General features: G+C 71.4%; 18 protein-coding genes, 1 tRNA gene and 2 pseudogenes. 9 read left to right on the top strand and 12 right to left on the bottom strand.

What is annotated here, in order from left to right; translation table 11 throughout:
- Nucleotides 1–96: 96 nt before the first annotated feature.
- The 5 genes and pseudogenes from ACWDRW_RS12945 to ACWDRW_RS12965 all read right to left on the bottom strand — a co-directional run.
- Nucleotides 97–1,116 (bottom strand): annotated as a pseudogene (locus ACWDRW_RS12945) (lysylphosphatidylglycerol synthase transmembrane domain-containing protein); the annotation flags it as partial.
- A complete protein-coding gene (locus ACWDRW_RS12950; RefSeq protein ID WP_451722660.1) occupies nt 1,113–2,192 on the bottom strand; it encodes a class I SAM-dependent methyltransferase in 1,080 nt (359 codons plus the stop codon). The pseudogene ACWDRW_RS12945 and the gene ACWDRW_RS12950, both read right to left, overlap by 4 nt.
- The gene (locus ACWDRW_RS12955; RefSeq protein WP_451722662.1) at nt 2,189–3,388 is read right to left on the bottom strand and encodes a glycosyltransferase family 4 protein; all 1,200 of its coding nucleotides are present in this window, start codon (nt 3,386–3,388) and stop codon (nt 2,189–2,191) included. Before ACWDRW_RS12955 ends, ACWDRW_RS12950 begins: the two co-directional genes overlap by 4 nt.
- Complete coding sequence (locus tag ACWDRW_RS12960) at nt 3,385–3,783, bottom strand: 6-pyruvoyl trahydropterin synthase family protein (RefSeq protein WP_451722663.1); 399 nt, start codon at nt 3,781–3,783, stop codon at nt 3,385–3,387. The genes ACWDRW_RS12955 and ACWDRW_RS12960 overlap by 4 nt, the downstream gene beginning before the upstream one ends.
- Nucleotides 3,784–3,896: 113 nt before the next feature.
- A complete protein-coding gene (locus ACWDRW_RS12965) occupies nt 3,897–4,877 on the bottom strand; it encodes a zinc-dependent alcohol dehydrogenase (protein WP_451722665.1) in 981 nt (326 codons plus the stop codon).
- Nucleotides 4,878–4,984: 107 nt separating this feature from the next.
- Here ACWDRW_RS12965 and ACWDRW_RS12970 point away from each other — a divergent pair, with 107 nt between their 5' ends.
- On the top strand, nt 4,985–5,737 hold the full coding sequence (locus tag ACWDRW_RS12970) for a CDP-alcohol phosphatidyltransferase family protein (RefSeq protein ID WP_451722667.1): 753 nt from the start codon (nt 4,985–4,987) through the stop codon (nt 5,735–5,737).
- Nucleotides 5,738–5,926: 189 nt separating this feature from the next.
- On the opposite strand, the gene ACWDRW_RS12975 is transcribed toward ACWDRW_RS12970, so the two are convergent.
- On the bottom strand, nt 5,927–6,463 hold the full coding sequence (locus ACWDRW_RS12975) for a GNAT family N-acetyltransferase (RefSeq protein ID WP_451722668.1): 537 nt from the start codon (nt 6,461–6,463) through the stop codon (nt 5,927–5,929).
- Nucleotides 6,464–6,661: 198 nt separating this feature from the next.
- Here ACWDRW_RS12975 and ACWDRW_RS12980 point away from each other — a divergent pair, with 198 nt between their 5' ends.
- The 4 genes from ACWDRW_RS12980 (at nt 6,662) to ACWDRW_RS12995 (ending at nt 10,219) form a co-directional block, all read left to right on the top strand.
- Nucleotides 6,662–7,168 carry a SigE family RNA polymerase sigma factor gene (locus tag ACWDRW_RS12980; RefSeq protein WP_451722669.1) on the top strand — a complete coding sequence of 169 codons (507 nt, stop codon included), beginning with the start codon at nt 6,662–6,664 and terminating at the stop codon, nt 7,166–7,168.
- Between the two features lie 9 nt (nt 7,169–7,177).
- Entirely contained in the window at nt 7,178–7,693 is a 516-nt protein-coding gene (locus ACWDRW_RS12985) for a hypothetical protein (RefSeq protein WP_451722671.1), read from the top strand.
- Nucleotides 7,694–7,784: 91 nt separating this feature from the next.
- The gene (locus ACWDRW_RS12990) at nt 7,785–8,984 is read left to right on the top strand and encodes a glycosyltransferase (RefSeq protein WP_451722673.1); all 1,200 of its coding nucleotides are present in this window, start codon (nt 7,785–7,787) and stop codon (nt 8,982–8,984) included.
- Nucleotides 8,981–10,219 carry a glycosyltransferase family 39 protein gene (locus ACWDRW_RS12995; RefSeq protein ID WP_451722674.1) on the top strand — a complete coding sequence of 413 codons (1,239 nt, stop codon included), beginning with the start codon at nt 8,981–8,983 and terminating at the stop codon, nt 10,217–10,219. Before ACWDRW_RS12990 ends, ACWDRW_RS12995 begins: the two co-directional genes overlap by 4 nt.
- Before the next feature lie 55 nt (nt 10,220–10,274).
- Here the strand turns inward: ACWDRW_RS12995 and ACWDRW_RS13000 are convergent.
- The 4 genes from ACWDRW_RS13000 to sucC all read right to left on the bottom strand — a co-directional run bounded on the left by ACWDRW_RS13000 (nt 10,275) and on the right by sucC (nt 14,286).
- Nucleotides 10,275–10,362, bottom strand: a tRNA-Leu gene (locus ACWDRW_RS13000).
- Nucleotides 10,363–10,635: 273 nt separating this feature from the next.
- On the bottom strand, nt 10,636–12,177 hold the full coding sequence (locus ACWDRW_RS13005) for an aldehyde dehydrogenase family protein (RefSeq protein WP_451722676.1): 1,542 nt from the start codon (nt 12,175–12,177) through the stop codon (nt 10,636–10,638).
- 46 nt (nt 12,178–12,223) lie between these two features.
- Nucleotides 12,224–13,141 (bottom strand): succinate--CoA ligase subunit alpha, encoded by a 918-nt coding sequence (gene sucD, locus ACWDRW_RS13010; RefSeq protein ID WP_451722678.1) that lies wholly within the window; start codon nt 13,139–13,141, stop codon nt 12,224–12,226.
- Between the two features lie 14 nt (nt 13,142–13,155).
- Nucleotides 13,156–14,286, bottom strand: a complete 1,131-nt coding sequence (sucC, locus tag ACWDRW_RS13015; protein WP_451722680.1) for an ADP-forming succinate--CoA ligase subunit beta — start codon at nt 14,284–14,286, stop codon at nt 13,156–13,158.
- A gap of 145 nt (nt 14,287–14,431) precedes the next feature.
- On the opposite strand from sucC, the gene ACWDRW_RS13020 reads away from it, so the two are divergent.
- The 4 genes from ACWDRW_RS13020 to ACWDRW_RS13035 all read left to right on the top strand — a co-directional run bounded on the left by ACWDRW_RS13020 (nt 14,432) and on the right by ACWDRW_RS13035 (nt 21,025).
- Entirely contained in the window at nt 14,432–16,114 is a 1,683-nt protein-coding gene (locus ACWDRW_RS13020; RefSeq protein ID WP_451722682.1) for a thiamine pyrophosphate-binding protein, read from the top strand.
- Between the two features lie 10 nt (nt 16,115–16,124).
- Nucleotides 16,125–17,366 (top strand): formyl-CoA transferase, encoded by a 1,242-nt coding sequence (frc, locus tag ACWDRW_RS13025; protein ID WP_451722684.1) that lies wholly within the window; start codon nt 16,125–16,127, stop codon nt 17,364–17,366.
- A gap of 4 nt (nt 17,367–17,370) precedes the next feature.
- Nucleotides 17,371–19,515 (top strand): acetate--CoA ligase family protein, encoded by a 2,145-nt coding sequence (locus ACWDRW_RS13030; protein ID WP_451722686.1) that lies wholly within the window; start codon nt 17,371–17,373, stop codon nt 19,513–19,515.
- Nucleotides 19,516–19,636: 121 nt separating this feature from the next.
- Nucleotides 19,637–21,025 (top strand): OFA family MFS transporter, encoded by a 1,389-nt coding sequence (locus ACWDRW_RS13035; RefSeq protein ID WP_451722688.1) that lies wholly within the window; start codon nt 19,637–19,639, stop codon nt 21,023–21,025.
- Between the two features lie 155 nt (nt 21,026–21,180).
- Here ACWDRW_RS13035 and ACWDRW_RS13040 read toward each other — a convergent pair whose 3' ends face one another.
- Nucleotides 21,181–22,227 (bottom strand): sugar phosphate isomerase/epimerase family protein, encoded by a 1,047-nt coding sequence (locus ACWDRW_RS13040; RefSeq protein ID WP_451722690.1) that lies wholly within the window; start codon nt 22,225–22,227, stop codon nt 21,181–21,183.
- A gap of 81 nt (nt 22,228–22,308) precedes the next feature.
- Nucleotides 22,309–22,544 (bottom strand): annotated as a pseudogene (locus tag ACWDRW_RS13045) (alkaline phosphatase family protein); the annotation flags it as partial.

Here is a 22,544-nt window from a genome sequence, read left to right on the forward strand (position 1 = left end):
CAGGACCAGAACCACGACACCGGGCAGGCTCGCCGCGAGGCACAGCACGCCGTAGACGACGGCCACCGCGAGCCCGCTGCCCGCGCCGAGCCCGGCGGCGCCGAACGCCCAGGCGGTGACGCCCTCCCGGGGCCCCCAACCGCCCACGTTCAGCGGCAGACTCATCGCGAGCAGGGCGAGCACGGCCAGCGGCAGAAGAACGGCGACGGAGGCACCGGCGCCGGCCACACGGGCCGCGAGCACGAACGTGGCGAGGTGTCCGGCCAGCACGACGACGGACGACACGGCGACGCCGGGAGTCAGCAGCCCCTCCCGGGCTTCGCGCAGGAAGCGCCGACGGCCGGTGGGGGACGGCCGGTTCATCCGCAGCGCGAGGACGACCGCGAGCGCGCCGAGGGTGGCGAGCGCGAGCAGCGGGGTGATGTGCCGGGTCTCGTCCCGCACGGGCGAGGGCATGGTCAGCAGCACCACGACACCGATCACGGCCAACGCGATCTGCCCGGCGGCCCGTTCGAGGACGACGGACCGCACGCCGCGGCCGAGGTCACCGGCGCTGCGGCCGTGCCGTACCGCCCGGTGCACATCGCCGAGGACACCGCCGGGCAGTGCCGCGTTGAGGAACAGCGCGCGGTAGTAGTCGGCGACGGCCGCGCCGAGCGGCAACCGGATCCGCAGCCCCCGGGCCACCAACTGCCAGCGCCAGGCGCTGAACACGGTGGTGACGACCCCGATCCCCACGGCCGCCAGCACGGCCGGGGCGTCGATCCTGCGCAGCCCGTCGAGGAAGACGCCGGTGCCCAGACGCCACATGAGCACGGCGAGGATGGCGATGCCAGCCAGGGTGCCGAGGTGGGTGCGGAGGTTCTTTCGGGGGCGGGGGGCCGCCGACGGTTCGGCCGGGGCGGTCGCGTCGGGCGGAAGGGGGCCGGGGACGAGGACGGCCACCGGAAGGGAGAGGGAGGTCGGGCGGCGCACGGCGTGGTCCACCGACGCACGGCTGACCAAGGGCCCGGTCGCCGCCCCGCGTGCCTGCGTGCCCGCACGGCGGGTCGCCGGGCCGGTCGCGCCCGTGCACAGCCGGGTTCCGCTCGCCGCCCCGACCGCCTCCGCGCTCATGAGGTCGCTCCGTCGGCCGGGCGGGACAGGGCGAGCAGGTCGGTGTGGTGGACGACGACGCGCAACTCGCCCGCCGCACAGGCCGCCAACCGCTCGCGCAGGTAGCGTTCGGCGGGTTCATGCAGGTCCGGACGCTGTTCCACCGCCGCGCCGACCCAGCCGCGCAGCCACTGCGCGGTGAGCGCGGCCTCGGCGGGGCCGAGTTGCCAGGGGCTCGGGTGCAGCCGTACGGTCGCGCCGCGCGCGGAGAACTCCTCGCACGCCACCGTGACCGCGTCCGGTCCGAGCAGGTCCGTACGCCGTTGGTGGGCGTTGAACGCCTCGGCGATCTCCCCGTCCAGGGGGTGGGCCGGGGTGAGATCCACGCGTCCGGCGACCGACAGTGTCAGCAGCGCCGGACAACCCGCGCCGGTGCAGGCGGCGACCAGGGTCTCGATCTCCTCCCGGGTGAGCACGTCGAGCAGCGCGGAGGCCGTCACCAGCGAGGCCCCGGACAGGCCGTCGGGCGTGAGCCGGGCGACGTCACCGCGCCGGGTCTCGACGGTGACGCGGCTGCCGTCGGCGGCGGCGCGCGGGGAGGCCACGGCCGCGAAGTGCAGGAGGTAGGGGTCACGGTCGTGCAGGACCCAGTGCTGGGCGCCGTCGAGCCGGGGCGCGAGCCAGCGGCCCATCGAGCCGGTGCCGCAGCCCAGGTCGTGGATGACGAATCCGCGGGAGCGGCGCGGCATGTTGGCGAGCCGGATCCGCAGCGGATCGAGCAACTCGTGCGCCCGCGCGTCCCCGTCGGGCCCTTCCCGCAGCTCCAGCCACTCCGGCGCGTACCGCGGCGGCTCCTCGGGACCGTCCTCCCGCAGCTTGAGCGTGGGCCGCTCACCGGGGCGGGGGGCGGGCCCGGCGCCGGGGATCACGAGGTCGTCACCGCCCTCGGGCCCGGGCCCCTCCCCTGCGGCGCGCAGCCGCTCCCCCGCCGACCGGACCCGCTCGACCGCGGTGCGCTGCTCCTCCGTCGCCGTGTCCCTCGGTCCCGGCTGTCCCGGAATCCACCCGGTGCCATCTGTCGCCGCCGTCTTCCTCATGCCGCCCTCCTGGGCTCGTTCGGCAGTCGGCCCAGTACCGCGGCCAGGCTGCGGGCCGTGGTCGCCCAGCCGTCGAGGGCGGCCCTGCGGCCGCGCGCGGCCGCCTTCAGCCGGCGTCGTACGTCCGCCTCGCCGAACCAGCCGCGCAGTTCGGCGGCGAGGGCGGCGGGGTCCTCCGGCGGGACGAGGATGCCGGGCACCCCGCCGTCGGGGGCGCGTCCGACCGCCTCGGGCAGGCCGCCTACGTCCGTGGCGAGCACCGGGATGCCCCGCGCCAGCGCCTCCGTCACGGCCATGCCGTACGTCTCCGCGTACGACGTCAGGACCATCAGGTCGGCCGCCGCGTAGCTGGCGTCGAGTTCGGCACCCGCCTGCGGTCCCGCCAGCACCAGTCGGTCCTGGAGGCCGTACTTCCCGATCAGGTCCCGCAGTCCGGCCACGTACTCCGGGTCCTGGCCGAGGCCGCCCACGCACACGCAGCTCCACGGCAGGTCGGTGACCGCCGCGAGCGCCTCGACCAGCCGGTGCTGGCCCTTGCGCGGGGTCACCGCGGCGACGCACAGCAGCCGCGAGACGCCGTCGGTGCCGGACGCCAGGGGGGCGATGTCGGCGCCGGGGGCGGCGACATGGACCCGTTCGGGGGCGAGGCCGTGGTGGGAGACCAGACGCCGTACGGCCCAGTCGGAGGTGGCTATCACGGCCGGCACCGCCCGCAGCACCGCCCGCTCCCGGGCGTCGAGGTCCGCGGCGACCTGCGCCGACAGGCCCGTCTCGTCGCCCAGCGGCAGATGCACCAGCACCGCGAGCCGCAGCCGCTGCGCCTCGGGTACGACGATCTCGGGCACCCCGCACGCGACGAGCCCGTCCATCAGCACCACCGTGCCGTCCGGGAACTCCGCCAGAGTGCGGGCGAGTTCCTCCCGGGCCGACCCGCCCGGCCGGGGCCACTCCCCCGCCACCGCGTGCTGGTGAACCTGCCAGCCGAAGCCGGGCAGATCCAGACTCACCCGCCGGTCATAGGCGTTGCCGCCGCTCGGCGCGGCCGGGTCGTCGACGCCCCCCGGCAGGACGAAGTGCACGGAGCGCAGGGACATGGGCACGATCTCGGCGTTCTTCAGGACGGAGTGCTGCACGGGCACATACGTCAACCGCGCCCGGTCGGCGCTCCGATCGGGCGCCTCGGTCAGTTCGGTCACAGGGCACGCTCGTAACTCGCCCAGGCGACATGCGACTCGTGCAGCGTGACGGTGATTCCGGCGAGACCCCTGGCGCCCTCGCCCAGCGCCCCCTTGTGCACCCGCTCGGCGAGCCGGTCGGCGATGACCTTGGCCAGGAACTCCGTGGAGGTGTTGATTCCCGCGAAGTCGGGTTCGTTGTCGAGGTTGCGGTAGTTCAACTCCGCGACGACCGCGCCCAACTCCTGGGTGGCGAGCCCGATGTCGACGACGATGTTGTCCTCGTCCAGCTGCTCGCGCCGGAACGTGGCGTCCACCAGGAACGTCGCTCCGTGCAGACGCTGCGCGGGCCCGAAGACCTCGCCGCGGAAGCTGTGGGCGATCATGATGTGATCGCGGACGGTGATGCTGAACAACGGACGACCCTCCAGGTGCGGCGCGTCTGATCCCCGGCTGATCGTGCCGGGGATGTGGAGTAGTACGGCTCTTCGCTTCCCGTTGTTCAGCCGTCTCTCACTCTTTTCTCAGGTCAGGCGCCCGCCGGGTACCGCACGCGGTGACACAGGGCCGAAATCTCGCCGGACGCGAGCCTCGGCAGCACCTCGGGCAACTCCTCGAACGCGCATTCCCCCGTGACCAGGGCGTCGAGGGCGGGATCCGCGAGGAGTTCGAGGGCGAGGGCGAGCCGGTCGGCGTAGGTGCGGCCGGGACGGGCCGGGGAGACGGTGCCGACCTGGCTGCTGCGGATGACGAGCCGTCGGGAGTGGAAGGCCTCGCCGAGCGGGAGGCTCACCCGGCGGTCGCCGTACCAGCTCAGTTCGACGACCGTACCTTCGGGGGACAGCAGTTCGAGGGAGCGGGCGAGGCCCTGCTCGGTGGCGCTGGCGTGCACGACGAGGTCGCACCCGCCTCGTGCGTCCCGGGGCAGCGCGAAGTCCACGCCGAGCGCCTCGGCGGTCTTCGCCCGCGCCGGGTCGGCGTCCACCAACTGGACCCGCACGCCCGGGAACCGGGCCAGCAGCGCGGCCACCGAGCAGCCGACCATGCCGCCGCCGACCACGGCGATCCGGTCGCCGATCAGGGGCGCCGCGTCCCAGAGCGCGTTGACGGCGGTCTCCACGGTGCCGGCCAGGACGGCCCGTTCGGCGGGCACGTCCGCGGGGACCCGGGTCACGGCGGAGGCCGGGACGACGTAGTGCGTCTGGTGCGGATAGAGGCAGAAGACCGTGTCGCCCACGAGGTCGGCCGGGCCCTCCTCGACCACGCCGACGCTGAGGTAGCCGTACTTCACCGGCGCCGGGAAGTCGCCTTCCTGGAACGGCGCCCGCATCGCGCTGTGCTGGCTCTCGGGCACGCCGCCGCGGAAGACCAGCGTCTCGGTGCCCCGGCTCACCCCGGAGTACAGCGCGCGGACCAGCACCTCCCCCTCGGCCGGGGCCGGAAGGGTGACCTCCCGGAGCTCACCTTCACCCGGACTGCTGAGCCAGAACGCGCGTGCGGGTGGCTTCATCCGCATCCTCCTGAACGATCGGGAAGTAGTTCACGTACCGAGGTGTGCACAGGCCGCGCACAGTACGCGGCGTTGATCGACTCTGTCACACGGCCGGAGGATGTTCGGTGGCCCTGAACAACACGTATGACGCGAGGCTGGTCCAACAGGAGACGGCGCTCGGCGCGGGCGTCCAGATCCTGGTGCTGGCGCTGCTCGGCACGGGGATCGGCATGGGGCCCGCGGGCTGGCTGACCGGACTCGCCTTCGCGGTCGCCACCTGGGCCGTGCTCTCCCGGGCCCTGCACCGCTCCCGCCTGCGTTCCTTCGGCCCAGCCAACCGGGTCACCCTCGGCCGCTCCATCCTCGTCGGCGGAGTGACCGCCCTCGTCGCGGACTCCTTCCAGAGCCCGCCGCCGCTCACCCTGCTCGTCGGCCTGACGGCCGTCGCGCTGATCCTCGACGGCGTCGACGGCAAGGTCGCCCGCCGCACCGGCACCTCGACCGCGCTCGGCGCCCGCTTCGACATGGAGGTCGACGCCTTCCTGATCCTGGTGCTCAGCGTGTACGTCTCGATGGCGCAGGGCCTGTGGGTGCTGCTCATCGGCGGAATGCGCTACGGCTTCGTCGCCGCCGCCCGCTTCTGGCCGTGGCTCAACGCCCCGCTGCCGCCCAGCACGGCACGCAAGACCGTGGCCGCGCTCCAGGGCGTGTTCCTGCTGCTGGCCGCATCGGGTGTGCTGCCGGGCCCGGTGGAGTTCGGCGTCGTCGCCACCGCGCTGGCGGCGCTGGTCTGGTCGTTCGGGCGGGACGTGCTGTGGCTGTGGCGGCGCTCGCGGGTCCAGGAGGTCGTCAAGACGGAGGAGCTGGTCGCGGTCTGACGCGGCAGCAGCACAGCCGCCGCCAACGGTACGGCGGCCAGGACCAGCCAGTGCCCCCAGGACCCGCGCGGCCGGTGCCACCGGCATCTGGCCGAGCGTGCGCAGGACCACGTAACCGGCCGCGGGCACGAGACTTGTAGCGCAACGAGCCACGGGGCGAGGGAAGGACGAAACCGGCGCGCGCTCGGGTCACCGCTTCAGCGGTATCTCGAAGTGCACAATGCCCTGCCCGCCACCGGGCGCCTCCCTCTCGTCGCACACGACTTTCCCCAGGGACCGCCAGAACGCCTCGGCCCCCGGGACCCGGGGATCGGTGTGCAGATACACGGCCCGGTAACCGCCGTCCGCGACAGCGAAGTCGAGCAACTCCTCGACGAGCCGCCGGGCCAGCCCTCGGCGCCGGTGTTCGGGCCGCACATAGATCCGCCGCAGCTGCGCGGTCGGTCCCGAGGGATACCGCTCGGCGAGCTCCCTGGGGTTCGGTGGATGAGCGGGCCCGCGCGAGTCGAGCGCACCGGTCGCGACCACCTCACCCGTCGCCGCCTCGACGGCGACAAGAAGGGCGTGCCGCTCCGGCGCGGTGTAGGCCCCTTGCGGATCAACGATGTCGCGATGCCACCGGGGCACGTACCCGCTGCCGAAGTCCCGGTAGACGGTGTCGAGCATGACGCTCCGAGCACCGTCCACATCGGCCGGGCCCGCCGTCCTGATGTGGTAATCACGCACTTGCACATCATATGCAATAAAGCTGGCGGCATGATCACCGGCTCTTTCCTCCACCATGGCCCGCCTGCCCCCTCGGCGCCTCCGCCCCGCTCCGGGCGTAGAGCTGTGACTCAGATCACCTGCCGCGGGTGCAGCGTTTCGGGGGTCTCAAGGCCTTCTCACAGGTGCAGGTGACCGGCGAACAACGGGGACAGGTGGATGCAACGGACTCGGGACGGTGAGTTCGACGATTTCGTGGCGGCCCGGTGGTCCGGGCTGCTCCATCTCGCGCGCCTGCTCACCGGAGGGGACCGGCATCGCGCCGAGGACCTGCTCCAGGAGTCCCTCGTCAAGCTCTGGTTCGCGTGGGCGAAGGTCGGTGAGGAGGCACCCGAGGCGTACGTCCGCCAGATCATGGCACGCGCCGCCGCACGCTCGGCCCGACGCCGGTGGTGGGGCGAACGGCCCGTCGAGCAGGTGCCCGAGGTGGCGCTGCCCGGCGATGTGTCCGCGGTCGTCGCCGAGCGGTCACGGCTGGAGACCGCGCTTGCCCAACTGCCGCCCAAGCAGCGGGCCGCCGTCGTGCTCCGCTACTACCAGGACCTGCCCGACCGGCAGGTCGCCGAGGCGCTGGGCTGTCCGGCGGGCACCGCGCGCTCGCACGCCTCGCGCGGTGTCGCCCGGCTGCGACAGCTCCTGGCCGACGTCATCGAGCCGGTGGGGTGAGGAGGAGCCATGGACCAGTTCGAACGGCAGCTCGCACAGATGATGCGCTCCTCGCAGGAGTACCGCCCCTTGGAGCCCAGCCAGCGCGAACGCCTCCACGAGGCGGTACGGACCCGGCGCCGGCTGCGCGCGGCCCGTAACGCCGCCGGTTCGGTCCTGGCGGTGGCCGCGCTCGCCCTCGCCTTCCTGCTCCGGCCGGACGGAGGCCGGCAGGTCGAACCCACCTCGCCGCCGCCGGTGTCCGCCTCGACCGCGCCCGGGCCGACCTCGACGCCGACCTCGACTCCGACCTCGGAGCCGCCCTCTTCCACCAGCACCCCGGAGCCGCCGGAATCCACGAGTACCTCCGGGCCGCCCGCGTCCACGGACGGTTCGGTCACGGACAGCTCGGCGCCGCCGACGTCCACCGACTCCACCGACTCCACCGACTCCGCGGCACCCCCGACATCCGGGGACACCTCGTCGACCACGGCGCCGCCCTCGTACTCGGCCACGCAATCGGCCCCCGTGACCGAGACGCCCTGAACCACTCCGTCTGAACCACCCCTTGGGCCACCCCTGCCCGCCCCGGCTGCCTTCGGCATGCCCTGTTCCACAGCACAGACAAGGACGAACCATGACGAAACAGCGAACGCGGCGGGAGCCCGACCCCGCCCGACGGCCGATATCCGTCGACCCCCGCGTTCCGGTCCTGGACGTCGTCGTCCCCGTCTTCAACGAGGAGGCGGACCTCGAGCGCGGTGTGCGCCGGCTCCACGCCCACCTGCGCGCGGGCTTTCCGTACGCCTTCCGGATCACCGTCGCCGACAACGCCAGCACGGACGCCACGCCCCGCATCGCCGCCCGCCTCGCCCGCGAACTGCCGGAGGCGGAGTGGCTGCGGCTGGAGGAGAAGGGGCGGGGCCGGGCCCTGCGGGCGGCCTGGTCACGGTCGTCGGCGCCCGTCCTGGCGTACGTCGATGTCGATCTGTCGACCGAACTGGCCGCGCTGCTCCCGCTCGTCGCGCCGCTCATCTCCGGGCACTCGGACCTCGCCATCGGCACCCGCCTCGCACCCGGTTCGCGGGTCGTTCGCGGGCCCAAGCGGGAGTTCCTCTCCCGCGGCTACAACACCCTGCTCCGCTCCACCCTGGCCGTCGGGTTCTCGGACGCGCAGTGCGGGTTCAAGGCGGTACGGCGTGAAGTCGCCGAGCGGCTGGTGCCGTTGGTGCGGGACGAGGAGTGGTTCTTCGACACCGAGTTGCTCGTGCTCGCCGAACGGGCCGGGCTGCGCATCCACGAGGTGCCCGTCGACTGGGTGGACGACCCGGACAGCAGGGTCGACATCGTCGCCACCGCCCTCGCCGACCTGCGCGGCATCGCCCGGATCGGCACGGCTCTGGCGCGCGGCACCTTGCCGTCCGACGGGACGCGGCACGGGCTGCTCCCGCAACTGGTGCGGTTCGGTCTCGTCGGCGCCGTCAGCACGGTCGCGCATCTGCTGCTGTACGCCGCCCTGCGCCCGGCGACCGGAGCGCAGGCCGCCAACGCGCTGGCGCTCCTGGTGTGCGCGGTGGCCAACACGGCCGCGAACCGGCGGTTCGCCTTCGGCCTGCGCGGCCGCGACGGAACACTGCGGCACCATGCCCGCGGCCTGCTGGTCTTCGCCCTGGGGCTGACGCTGACCTCCGGAGCGCTGGCCGCGCTGCACCTGACGACACCGGGCGCCTCGCGCGGTACGGAACTCGCCGTGCTCATCGCCGCCAACCTCACCGCGACCCTCCTGCGCTTCCTCCTCTTCCGCGCCTGGGTGTTCCGCACGGGGGCCACCCGATGACCGCCACCACGGCCTGGAACGCCCGCCTCTCGGAAGACCTGCGCCCCCGACGCCCTCGCTTCCTCGAACGCTACGGTCCCATACTCGTCCTCTACGGCGCCCTCAAGCTGACCGGCTTCACCGTCTTCCTGTTCCTGCTGCACTCCGCCGGCGACTTCCGCGAGAAGCACCCCCGCTTCGGCGGCGGCGCACACCCCTGGGACGTCCTCGCCACGTGGGACGGCTGGTGGTACCGGCAGATCGCGGAGCACGGCTACGACCCGGCGCTCGTCGAGGTTCCCGGCGCCACCGGCCTGATCACCCTCGAAGGCAACTCGGCCGCCTTCTTCCCCCTCTATCCGGCGCTGATGCGCCTGGTCTCCGAGGTCACCGGCCTGGGCTCGTACGGCGCGGGGCTGCTGGTCTCCGTCGTCGCCTCCTTCGCGGCGGCCCTGGGGATCTTCAGGGTCGCGGAGCGCCTCGGCGACCGGCGGACGGGGCTGGCCGCGGCCGGGCTGTGGGCGGTGTGGCCCGGTTCCGGCGTGGAGTGGTCGGTCTACTCCGACTCCCTCTACGTCGCCCTCGCCGCCTGGGCCTGCCACGCGATGACGAACCGCGACTGGCTCACCGCCGGCTCGCTGACGTGCCTCGCGGGCCTCAACCGTCCCACCGCCGGCGCACTGATCGTGGCCCTCGCGGTCGCCGTCCTCCTCGCCCTGCACCGGCACCGCCAGGAGGAGGGACTCCTACGACCGCTGCTCGCGCTGGCCGTGGCACCGCTCGGCCTGATCGGCTATCTGGGCTGGGTCGGACACGAGATGGGCGACTACGGCGGATACTTCAAGCTCCAGGACGGTGCCTGGGCGCACACCTTCGACTACGGCGACCAGACCCTGGACGTCCTCACGTCCGTCCCGGTCGGCCACTTCGACTACCTCTTCGCCTACCCGTTCGCGGACGTGGTCGGCGTCGGTACGGTCCTGCTCGGCTTCACGATGCTCGGGCTGCTCCTGCGCCGCCGCCCACCAGCGGTCCTGGTGGTCTACACGGTGCTCACCATGGCGCTGATCCTCGGCAGCCAGCAGATCTTCGCGAACGTCTCCCGCTACCTGCTCCCGGCGTTCCCCCTCTTCCTCCCCCTCGCCTTCGCCCTCGGCCGCCTCAGCCCCGTGATGATGTGCTGGCCGCTCGGCGTCGCGGCGGTGGCCTCCGGGTCGTACGCGGGGTACGTGCTGTTCGAGCTCGGGGTGCCGTAGCGGAGCACGACCGCCCGGGAAAAGCGAAAGACCCCTGGTGGACAGGGGTCTCAGCTGGTGTCCGAGGGGGGACTTGAACCCCCACGCCCGATAAAGGGCACTAGCACCTCAAGCTAGCGCGTCTGCCATTCCGCCACCCGGACTAGGTGTCTGCCGCCTTGCCGGGGGTGTTCCCCGCGGCGACATGGACAACCATACCAAGCTTTCGGAGCGCCCTTCACCTGCGTTTCTCTTGGCCCGGGGCGGTCTGGGGAGGTCCCGGGGGAAGGTTTCACCAAGAGCGACAAGGCAGTCACCCTGGGGTGAGCACGGTGCGGTCCTCCCAGGTCAGCAGGGGGTGGGTCGGGGGACGCCGGAGGTTCGTCACTGACCATGCGCTGTCCCCGAACCACCCCCTTCACAGGGAAGGCCCGCCCCTACGGCATGAGCTGGTACTCCGGGAAGTTGCCCGGCAGCCGCTCCCCCGCCGGCCCCCGCGTCACCGCGCGCACCAGCAGCTCGCCGCCGACGAACGCACCGCGCCAGGACGCGCCGAATCCGCCGAACAGCTCGTCCCGGTCGCCGCGGGAGCGCGGCTTGCCGTGGCCGACCTTGAAGGCACGGATCTGCGGGGCGAGCCGGTCGAAGGCCGACCGGTCGTCCGTGGAGAGCGTGGCCACGAGCGCCCCGTTGGAGGCGTTCATCGCCGCCAGCAACTCGGCCTCGGTGTCGACCAGGACGATGGTGTCGACCGGCCCGAACGGCTCCGCGTGATGCAGGGGCGAGGACGGCGGCGGCCCCAGCAGCGTGACGGGCTGGACGTAGGCCGAGGTGTCCTGGCCCGGCAGGAAGCGCGCTTCGGACAGGCTGCCGCGGTGCAGGGGCACGGCACCCCGGTCGACGGCCTCGGCGACCTGGTCGTGCAGCTCCTTGGCCTTGGCCGCGTTGATCACCGGACCGAAGTCCAGCGCCGGGCAGGGGTCATCGGCGTGCTCGACGGCCAGCGGATGGCCGACCCTGAGCGTACGCACCGCCGGGAGGTACGCCGCCAGGAACTCGTCGAACAGCGCTCGCTGGACGACGAAGCGCGGGTACGCCGTGCAGCGCTGTTTGCCGTAGTCGAAGAGCTTGGGCACGACCGCGGTGAGCGCGTCCCAGTCCGTGTAGTTCCAGATGCCCCAGGTGTTGAGTCCCTCCTGTTCGAGTACATGTCGCTTGCCGAGGTCGGCGACGGCCGTGGCCACCGCGGCGCCGGTGTCGCGGCCGCCGACGAAGGAGACGCAGCCGATCTCGGGCGCCCGGACCAGCGCCTGGGACAGCTCGCCCCCGCTGCCGCTGACGAGGGTGACGGGTATTCCCTCGCGGGCGGCGAGCGCCGAGGCCAGGGTGAGACAGGAGACGCCGCCGTCGGTCGGGGTCTTGGCGATGACCGCGTTGCCTGCCAGAGCCTGTACCAGAACCGCGTGAACGAGCACGCTCATCGGGTAGTTCCAGCTCGCGATGTTGGACACCGGTCCGTCGAGCGGGGCCCTGCCGTCGAGCATCGGCTCGATGCCGTCGACGTACCAGCGCACGCCGTCGATGGCCCGGTCGACGTCGGCCTGGGCGAGCCGCCAGGGCTTGCCGATCTCCCAGACCAGCAGCAGCGCGAGGAGTTCGCGGTGCCGGGTGAGGGCGTCGAGCGTGGCCGCGACCCGGGCACGGCGCTCGTCGAGGGGGATGTGCCGCCAGGCCCGGTGCTGGTCGAGCGAGGCGCGTACGGCCTGTTGGGCCGTGGCCCCGTCCAGGCGTGGCGGACCCGCGATGGGGCTGCCGTCGACGGGGCTGGTGGCGGGCAGGGCGCGGCCGTCCGCCTGCCAGGTGCCGTTCCAGAGGTTGAGGACGCGGTCGTCACGGAAGGCCTCGGGGGCGACGGTCAGGCAGCGCTGCCAGGCGTCGGCCCAGGAGGTGCCGGATTTGAGGGTGAGGGTGGTTGCCATGGGTTGCTCCGCTCTCGGTGCACAGTCGGGGGCGGTGGTACGCGGCTTACCTCTGCTCTTCGAGACGGGCGAGTACGAGCTTGGCGGTCTCCGTCGGGGTGCTGCCCACCCGCACTCCGGCCGCCTCCAGGGCCCGCTGCTTGGCGGCGGCCGTACCGGAGGAGCCCGAGACGATGGCGCCCGCGTGGCCCATGGTCTTGCCCTCGGGGGCGGTGAATCCGGCGATGTAGCCGACGACGGGCTTGGTGACGTGGTCGCGGATGTACGCGGCGGCGCGTTCCTCCGCGTCGCCGCCGATCTCCCCGATGAGGACGATGATCTCGGTGTCGGGGTCGTCCTGGAAGGCGGCGAGGCAGTCGATGTGGGTCGTCCCGACGACCGGGTCGCCGCCGATGCCCACGCAGGTCGAGAAGCCGATGTCGCGGAGTTCGTACATAAGTTGGTAGGTGAGCGTGCCGGACTTGGAGACCAGGCCGATGCGGCCCGGCCTGGTGATGTCGGCCGGGATGATGCCCGCGTTGGACTGGCCGGGGGTGATCAGGCCCGGGCAGTTGGGCCCGATGACACGCGTGCCCCTGGCCTGCGCGTACGTCGTGAAGGCCACGGAGTCGTGCACCGGGATGCCCTCGGTGATGACGACGGCGAGGCCGATGCCGGCGTCGGCGGCCTCGGTGACGGCGGCCTTGGCGAAGGCGGGCGGCACGAACAGGACGCTGACGTCCGCGCCGGTTTCCGCGATGCCCTCGCCGACCGAGCCGAAGACGGGCACGGCGGTGGGGGCACCGCCCAGGCCCTCGAGGCCCGGGGGGACGTCGAAGTCGACGGTGCGGCCGGCCTTGCGGGGGTTGACGCCGCCGACGACGTTGGTGCCGGCGGCGAGCATGCGCCGGGTGTGCTTCATGCCCTCGCCGCCGGTCATGCCCTGGACGAGGACCTTGCTCTCCTTGGTGAGGTAGATCGCCATGGTGTCCCGTCTCCTTAGGCCGTGGTGGCGAGTTCGGCGGCTCGGCGGGCGGCGCCGTCCATGGTGGTGGCCTGCTGGACCAGCGGATGGGCGTGCTCGTCGAGGATGGCGCGGCCACGGGCGGCGTTGTTGCCGTCGAGGCGGACGACGAGCGGTTTGGTCAACCGCACGGTGTCCAGGGCCCGCACGATGCCGTCGGCGACCGCGTCGCAGGCGGTGATCCCGCCGAAGACGTTCACGAAGACCGACTTCACGGCGGGGTCGGAGAGGATGACCGACAGCCCGTCGGCCATGATCTGGGCACTCGCCCCGCCACCGATGTCGAGGAAGTTGGCGGGGCGGGCGCCGCAGCCGGCGACCACGTCGAGCGTCGACATCACCAGGCCGGCGCCGTTGCCGATGACGCCCACCTCGCCGTCGAGCTTGACGTAGTTCAGGCCCTTCGCCGCGGCGGCCGCCTCCAGGGGGTCGTCGTGTGCCTCGGCCTCCGCTCCCCAACGTATCTGCCGGAAGCCTGCGTTGTCGTCGAGGGTGACTTTGCCGTCGAGAGCGAGGATCCGCCCCTGCCGGGTACGGACGAGCGGGTTGACCTCGACGAGCACGGCGTCCTCGCGGACCAGCACCTCCCACAGCCGTACGAGCACGTCGACGGTCTGCGGCGGGAGTCCGGCGGCCCGTGCGATCTCGCCCGCCTTCGCCGAGGTGACGCCCTCGGCCGGGTCGATGTGGACGCGGGCGACGGCTTCGGGCCTGCTCGCGGCGACCTCCTCGATCTCCATGCCGCCTTCCGCGGAGGCGATGGCGAGGAAGCGGCCGGCCGCGCGGTCGAGGACGTAGGAGACGTAGAACTCCGCCTCGATGTCCACGGGTTGGGCCAGCATCACCGTGTCGACGCGGTGGCCCTTGATGTCCATGCCGAGGATCTGGCGGGCCGTCAGTTCGGCGGCGGCCGGGTCGGCGGCGAGCTTCACTCCGCCCGCCTTGCCCCGACCGCCCGTCTTCACCTGCGCCTTGACGACCACCCGCCCGCCGAGCCGGCGAGCGATCTCGCGCGCCTCCTTGGCGGAGTCCGTGACCTCGGCCCTCGGCACCAAGATGCCGTGTTCTTCGAAGAGTTGCCTTGCCTGGTGCTCGTACAGGTCCATTCCGGCTCCTGACTCAAAAGTGCCGCACGCCCCCTGGACACCACCCACCGGATGCGGGATAACAAGCTTCATACAGTATTCGTCGACTGTATGCAATGTACCGCGAGAGCCGTTCCAACCCCCTACGAAGGGACAGGACTTCGCCATGCCCGACGACACCCAGGACGTCATTTCCGGTGGTCATCTCGTAGCCAAGGCCCTCAAGGCCGAGGGGGTCGACCGCATCTACACCCTGTGCGGCGGCCACATCATCGACATCTACGACGGCTGCGTCGACGAGGGCATCGAGGTCGTCGACGTGCGCCACGAACAGGTCGCCGCGCACGCCGCCGACGGCTACGCCCGCATCACCGGCAAGCCCGGCTGCGCCGTCGTCACCGCCGGCCCCGGCACGACCGACGCCGTCACCGGCGTCGCCAACGCCTTCCGCGCCGAGTCGCCGATGCTGCTGATCGGCGGCCAGGGCGCCCTCACCCAGCACAAGATGGGGTCCCTCCAGGACCTCCCGCACGTCGACATGATGACCCCGATCACCAAGTTCGCGGCGGCCGTGCCGGACACGGCGCGCGCGGCGGACATGGTGTCCATGGCGTTCCGCGAGTGCTACCACGGCGCGCCCGGTCCCTCCTTCCTGGAGATCCCGCGGGACGTCCTCGACGGGAAGGTGCCCACCGCCAAGGCCCGGGTGCCGCGGCCCGGCGCCTACCGCGCCTCCACCCGGTCCGCCGGCGACCCGGAGGCGGTCGAGAAGCTCGCCGACCTGCTGGTGCACGCCGAGAAGCCCGCCATCCTGCTGGGCAGCCAGGTGTGGACCACCCGGGGCACCGAGGCCGCCATCGAGCTGGTGCGCACCCTCAACATCCCGGCCTACATGAACGGCGCCGGACGCGGCACCCTGCCGCCGGGCGACCCGCACCACTTCCAGCTGTCCCGCCGGTACGCCTTCTCCGGCGCCGACGTCATCGTCATCGTCGGCACGCCCTTCGACTTCCGCATGGGCTACGGCAAGCGGCTGTCCCCGGACGCGACCGTCGTGCAGATCGACCTCGACTACCGCACCGTCGGCAAGAACCGCGACATCGACCTCGGCATCGTCGGGGACGCCGGCCTGGTGCTGAAGGCGGTGACCGAGGCCGCCTCCGGGCGCCTGAACGGCGGCGCCTCCAAGCGCAAGGAGTGGCTGGACGAGCTGCGCTCGGCCGAGCAGACCGCGCTCGAGAAGCGGCTGCCGCAACTGCGCTCCGACGCCTCCCCCATCCACCCCTACCGGCTCGTGAGCGAGATCAACGACTTCCTCACCGAGGACTCCGTCTACATCGGCGACGGCGGCGACATCGTCACCTTCTCCGGCCAGGTCGTGCAGCCCAAGTCGCCCGGCCACTGGATGGACCCGGGCCCGCTCGGCACCCTCGGCGTCGGTGTCCCCTTCGTGCTCGCCGCCAAGCAGGCCCGACCGGACAAGGAGGTGGTCGCCCTCTTCGGCGACGGCGCCTTCTCCCTCACCGGTTGGGACTTCGAGACCCTCGTGCGCTACGACCTCCCCTTCGTCGGCATCGTCGGCAACAACTCCTCCATGAACCAGATCCGTTACGGCCAGAAGGCCAAGTACGGCGAGGCACGCGAGCGCGTCGGCAACACCCTCGGCGACGTCCACTACGACAAGTTCGCCCAGATGCTGGGGGGTTACGGCGAGGAGGTCCGCGACCCCGCCGACATCGGTCCCGCGCTGCGGCGCGCCCGCGAGTCCGGGAAGCCGTCGCTGATCAACGTCTGGGTCGACCCCGACGCGTACGCCCCCGGAACCATGAACCAGACCATGTACAAGTGAGGTGACTCCCATGACTGGCACGCAGGCCAAGGCCCTCGCGGGCATCCGCGTCCTGGACATGACGCACGTCCAGTCCGGGCCCTCCGCGACGCAGCTGCTCGCCTGGCTCGGCGCGGACGTCGTCAAGCTGGAGGCGCCGACCGGGGACATCACGCGCAAGCAGCTGCGCGACCTCCCGGACGTCGACTCGCTCTACTTCACGATGCTCAACTGCAACAAACGGAGCATCACCCTCAACACCAAGACCGAGCGCGGCAAGGAACTCCTCACCGAGCTGATCCGGCGCTCCGACGTCATGGTCGAGAACTTCGGCCCGGGTGCGGTGGACCGGATGGGCTTCACCTGGGACCGCATCCAGGAGATCAATCCGCGGATCGTCTATGCCTCCATCAAGGGGTTCGGGGACGGCCCGTACACCAACTTCAAGGCGTACGAGGTCGTCGCCCAGGCCATGGGCGGGTCGATGTCGACCACCGGTTTCGAGGACGGGCCGCCGCTGGCGACGGGGGCCCAGATCGGGGACTCGGGGACGGGGGTGCACGCCGTGGCGGGGATACTCGCGGCGCTGTACCAGCGCGAGCACACCGGGCGTGGGCAGCGGGTCAACGTGGCCATGCAGCACGCCGTACTCAACCTGTGCCGGGTGAAACTGCGGGACCAGCAACGACTGGCACAGGGCCCCCTCGCTGAATATCCCAACGAGGACTTCGGCACCGAGGTTCCCAGGTCCGGAAACGCGTCCGGCGGCGGCCAGCCGGGCTGGGCGGTGAAGTGCGCGCCGGGCGGCCCCAACGACTACGTGTACGTCATCGTGCAGCCCGTCGGCTGGAAGCCGATCAGTGAGCTCATCGGCCGGCCCGAACTCGCCGAGGACCCCGAGTGGGCCACACCGGAGGCCCGGCTGCCCCAGCTGAACAAGATGTTCCAGCTGATCGAGGAGTGGTCCTCCACCCTGCCCAAGTGGGAGGTCCTGGAGAGGCTCAACGCGCACAACATCCCGTGCGGCCCGATCCTTTCCACCAAGGAGATCATCGAGGACTCCTCGCTGGTCGCCAACGAGATGGTCGTCACCGTGCCGCACCCCGAGCGGGGCGACTTCGTGACCGTCGGCAGCCCGCTGAAGCTGTCCGACTCCCCCGTGGAGGTGACCACTTCACCCCTGCTCGGCCAGCACAACGAAGAGGTCTTCATCGAAGAGCTCGGCCTCGGCGACGAGGAGCTGCGCCTGCTCAAGTCGAACGGAGTGATCTGACGTGATGGCCGAAGACCGCCGGCTGAGGGTGCGCGCGCTCCTCGACTCCGTACGGGCAGAAGGACGCACCGCGCTGACCGCGCCCGAGGGCAAGGTGATCGCCGACGCGTACGGGATCGCCGTACCCGGCGAGGAGCTCGCCACCGATGTCGAGGAGGCGGTGGCCTACGCGGCGCGCTTCGCAGGACCGGTGGTGCTGAAGATCGTCTCCCCGGACATCCTGCACAAGACCGATGCCGGCGGAGTGATCGTCGGAGTGGAGGGCGCCGCCGACGTACGGGCCGCGTTCCACCGGATCATCGACAACGCGCGGGCGTACGACGCGTCCGCGCACATCGAGGGCGTCCAGGTCCAGGAGCTGCTACCCAAGGGGCAGGAGGTCATCGTCGGCGCGGTGACGGACCCGACGTTCGGGAAGGTCGTCGCCTTCGGGCTCGGCGGGGTGCTGGTCGAGGTCCTCAAGGACGTCACCTTCCGGCTCGCCCCCGTCGACGCCGACGAGGCTTTGTCGATGCTGGACTCGATCCGGGCGGCGGAGATCCTGCGCGGGGTACGCGGCCAGGCGGCCGTGGACCGGTGGGCCGTGGCCGAGCAGATCCGCCGGGTGTCCCAACTCGTCGCCGACTTCCCCGAGATCGCCGAGGTGGACCTCAACCCGGTCATCGCCACCCCGGAGGCCGCGGTCGCTGCCGACATCAGGGTGATCCTCGCCGAGAAGCAGCCGCCATCTCGCCGCACGTACACCCGCGACGAGATCCTCACCTCGATGCGCCGTCTGATGCAGCCCTCCTCGGTCGCCGTGATCGGCGCCTCCAACGAGCAGGGGAAGATAGGCAATTCGGTGATGCGCAACCTCGTCGACGGCGGCTTCGCCGGGGAGATCCATCCGGTGAACCCCAAGGCCGATGACATTCTGGGCCGCAAGGCGTACAAGAGTGTCACGGACGTTCCTGGTGAGGTGGATGTGGCGGTCTTCGCGATCCCCGCCAAGTTCGTGGCGTCGGCCCTGGAGGGGGTGGGACGCAAGAAGATCCCGAACGCCGTGCTGATCCCCTCCGGCTTCGCCGAGACCGGCGAACACGAGCTCCAGGCCGAGATCGTGGCCATCGCCGAACGGCACGGCATCCGGCTGCTCGGGCCGAACATCTACGGCTACTACTCCACGTGGCAGGACCTGTGCGCCACGTTCTGCACGCCGTACGACGTCAAGGGCGGCGTCGCGCTGACCTCGCAGTCCGGTGGCATCGGCATGGCCATCCTGGGGTTCGCCCGCACCACGAGAACGGGCGTGTCGGCGATCGTCGGCCTCGGCAACAAGTCGGACCTGGACGAGGACGACCTGCTGACCTGGTTCGGTGAGGACCCGCACACCGAGTGCATAGCGATGCACCTGGAGGACCTCAAGGACGGGCGCGCCTTCGTCGAGGCCGCGCGGGCGACCGTACCGAAGAAGCCTGTCGTCGTACTCAAGGCCGGCCGGACCGCCGCCGGAGCGAAGGCGGCCGGATCGCACACCGGGGCGCTCGCGGGCGACGACGCGGTGTACGACGACATCCTGCGGCAGGCCGGAGTGATCCGCGCGCCCGGCCTGCACGACATGCTCGAGTACGCGCGCGCGTTGCCGGTGCTTCCCACCCCCCAGGGCGACAACGTGGTGATCATCACCGGGGCCGGCGGCAGCGGGGTGCTGCTTTCCGACGCCGTGACCGACAACGGCCTCACCCTGATGGAGATCCCGCCCGACCTGGACGAGTCCTTCCGCAAGTTCATCCCGCCCTTCGGGGCCGCGGGCAACCCGGTCGACATCACCGGTGGCGAGCCGCCGTCGACGTACGAGGCGACCATCCGGCTGGGCCTTACGGATCCGCGCATCCACGCGCTGGTCCTCGGCTACTGGCACACCATCGTCACTCCCCCCATGGTCTTCGCCGAGCTCACCGCGCGCGTGGTGGCCGAGTTCCGCGAGCGCGGGATCGAGAAGCCGGTGGTGGCGTCGCTCGCGGGCGACGTCGAGGTCGAGCAGGCCTGCCAGTACCTCTACGAGCGAGGGGTCGTGGCGTATCCGTACACGACCGAGAGGCCGGTGGCCGTGCTCGGCGCGAAGTACCGCTGGGCGCGGGCGGCGGGACTGTTGGGGGGCGGTTCATGAGGTGAGGGGGGACGGGGTCGGCCGACGGTGCGCGTCGGCCGACCCCAGGGCCCGTGCGCACACGAAAGGCATTGGACAGGGGGCGCTGGCCAGATCTTTCGACGCAAGGGGTGCGATTAAAGTGACAACCACTGACGTTCCACAGGTCGCCGTCTACCGGGAGGTGACCGACAAGAACGGACGCGTCTACCGCGTCGGCGAGTCCGACATCGACATCATGGGCCGCAAACGCAAGTGGATGGTCATCCTGCCCTGGGTGGGCATGATGGGCATCTCCTCGGCCGAATACGCCTTCGCGTCCGCCGAGGAGACGATCCACCAGGCGCATCACTGGTCCGAGGGCAGCATCTTCTGGATGCTGAGCGTCTGGGTGTTCTTCCAGGCCGCGGTGGCCTTCCCCGCGGGACGGCTGCGGGAGACCGGCAAACTGCCCGCGCGGTGGGCGATGATGCTCGGCGCGGCGGGCACGCTGATGGGCTATCTGTCCCTGGCCTACGCGCCGCACGTCCTGCTCGCCTTCATCGGCTTCGGCATGTTCAGCGGAATGGGCGCGGGCATGGTGTACGCCACCTGCGTCAACATGGTCGGCAAGTGGTATCCGGAGCGCAAGGGCGGCAAGACCGGGTTCGTCAACGGCGGTTTCGCCTACGGCTCGGTGCCCTTCGTCTTCCTGTTCAGCACGGTGATGGACCTCTCCAACTTCCGGGTCATCCTCATCTCGGTCGGCGTGTTCCTCGCCTTGATGGTGGCCACGGCGGGGTTCTTCTTCCAGGACCCGCCGAAGAACTGGTGGCCGCCCCACATCGACCCGCTCAATCCGCCGGACGACCCCCGGGCCCGCCGCTCCCTGGAGAGGAACCCGCCGGCCGTCCACCAGTACAGCCCCGTGGAGGCGTGGAGGACCGGCCGCGTGGCCCTCATGTGGTTCTGTCTCGCCTGCACCTCGGGCGTGAACATCTTCGGTATCGCCTTCCAGGTGGAGATCGGCGAGCACGCGGGATTCGCCGCCGGGATCGTCGCCACCGCCATGTCCCTCAAGGCGGTCGTCAACGGCACCGGACGCGGCGTCATCGGCTGGCTCTCCGACCTGTACGGCCGCAAGCAATGCCTGTTGTACGTCTGTGTGATTCTCGGCCTCGCCCAGTTCGGCATCATCTGGTCGGCCGAGATGAAGAACCTGCCGCTGTTCCTGATCTTCTCCGCGATCTCCGGTTTCGGCGGCGGCGCCATCTTCCCGATGTTCGCGGCGATGACCGCGGACTACTTCGGGGAGAACAACAACGCGACCAACTACGGCATGGTGTACAGCTCCAAGCTGGTCTCCGGCCTCGGCTCCGGCATGGGAGCCGTCGTGGTGGCGGCCTGGGGCCTCAACGGCGCCTTCATCCTGGCCGGCTCCATCTCGTTCTTCGCCGGCTTCGTCGCCCTGTTCCTCAGCCCGCCGGGACGCGACAACGAAAAGAAGCGCCTCGTTCCCAACCCGCAACCGCTCGGCGAGGACACGGCCTGAGATGACAGCAGACCCGTCCGCAGCGAACGGTTCTCCGAACCGTCCGACGCCGCACACCGTCCCCACCACCAGGTGACCGACTCCGAGGCCGCGTCCACCGAGGAGGCCCTCCCCGCCGCGGGGAGGGCCTCCTCGCGCGTGGGTGCGCGGAACCGTCAGCACTTCTCCCGCAGCGAGTGCAGGTGCTCGCTCGAACGCCGGGCGAAGGTGAAGGACTCGGCCGGGTTGTCGTGCTCGGCCTGCCAGTGGTGGGCGAGCCGCTCGCCGCGCAGCCGGGTCACACCGGAGATGAACCGCCGGTAGTCGATGTCCCCGTCGCCGACGTCGACCATCCGGTAGCCGTAGGTGTTCGCCGGGTCACTGACGCCGTCCTTGACGTGGAAGAGCGGGTAGCGGTGGGGCTGCCGGAGCACGTAGTCGAGGGGGTCGAAGGGCGCGGGCGTGCCGTCGGGCCGCTTGGAGAAGCGGAACTGGCCCGAGTACGCCCAGAAGATGTCCATCTCCAGGAAGACGAGGTCGGGGTCGGTCTCGGCGAGCAGCACGTCGTAGAGCCGGACCCTGGGGTTGTCGGTGGCGAAGGAGAACTCCTCGGAGTGGTTGTGCTGGTAGAACTTCATGCCGCGCGCCCTGGCCGCCGCTCCGTAGGTGTTGAACTCCTCGGCAGCGCGCTTCCAGGCGTCGACGGTCGAGCCGTAGCGGAAGGGCCCGGAGGCGGTGCCGATGTGCTTGAGGCCGAGGGCCTGGGCGTCGTCGAGGACCTTGGTGAGGTTCTGGGCGAAGGTGTAGGCGTCGGGGTCGCTCGCGTAGTAGCCGACGTGGCTGCCGATCGGGTTCAGGCCGTGGTTGCGGGCCAGCCGCTTGAGCTGGGCGAGGGTGATCGGGCCGGCCGAGCCCTGGGTGTAGCCGGCGAACTCGACCTCGTCGTAGCCGTACTTCTCCAGTTCGGCGAAGACGGCGGCGAAGCCGAGGGTGGAGACCTTGTCGCGCAGGCTGTAGAGCTGGATGCCGAGCCTGCCGGGCGGCAGGACGGGGCGGCCGCGGCCCGCGGCATCGGCGGCGGTCCCGGCGCCGGCGGCGGCCGAGGAGGGGGTCGCCGCGGTGCCCAGCAGGGCCGCGGCGGTGGTGCCGGCGGCCACACCGAGCATGCCGCGTCTGCTGAGGCGGTGGCTGAGTTCGGGATCGGTTCCGGAGGTGCGGCTCATGCTGGAACTCCTCGTGAGGACGGGGCGTTGTCAGTGGTGAGTGCTTCACTGGGGACCAGTCGGGCCGGAGGGGTTCACCCCTCAGGTGAGACCGGCGAGTTGGAGCAGGAGCGACTTCACATCGGTGGCCGCGAGGTGGTCACCGACAGCACGGGGGGTGGAGCAGATGAGGAGCGGACCGTCGTCGTCGCTCGCCGGAAGTCGACCGTGGCTGCCGCGAATAGGTGAGGGATCCAGGGGCACGACCGCCATGCGGTAGCGCATGCCGAGTTTCTTGCGGGCCAGGGCGGTCGCGGCCTTGACCTTGACGTAGGGGT

The sequence above is a fragment of the Streptomyces sp. NPDC003635 genome, from assembly GCF_053587635.1.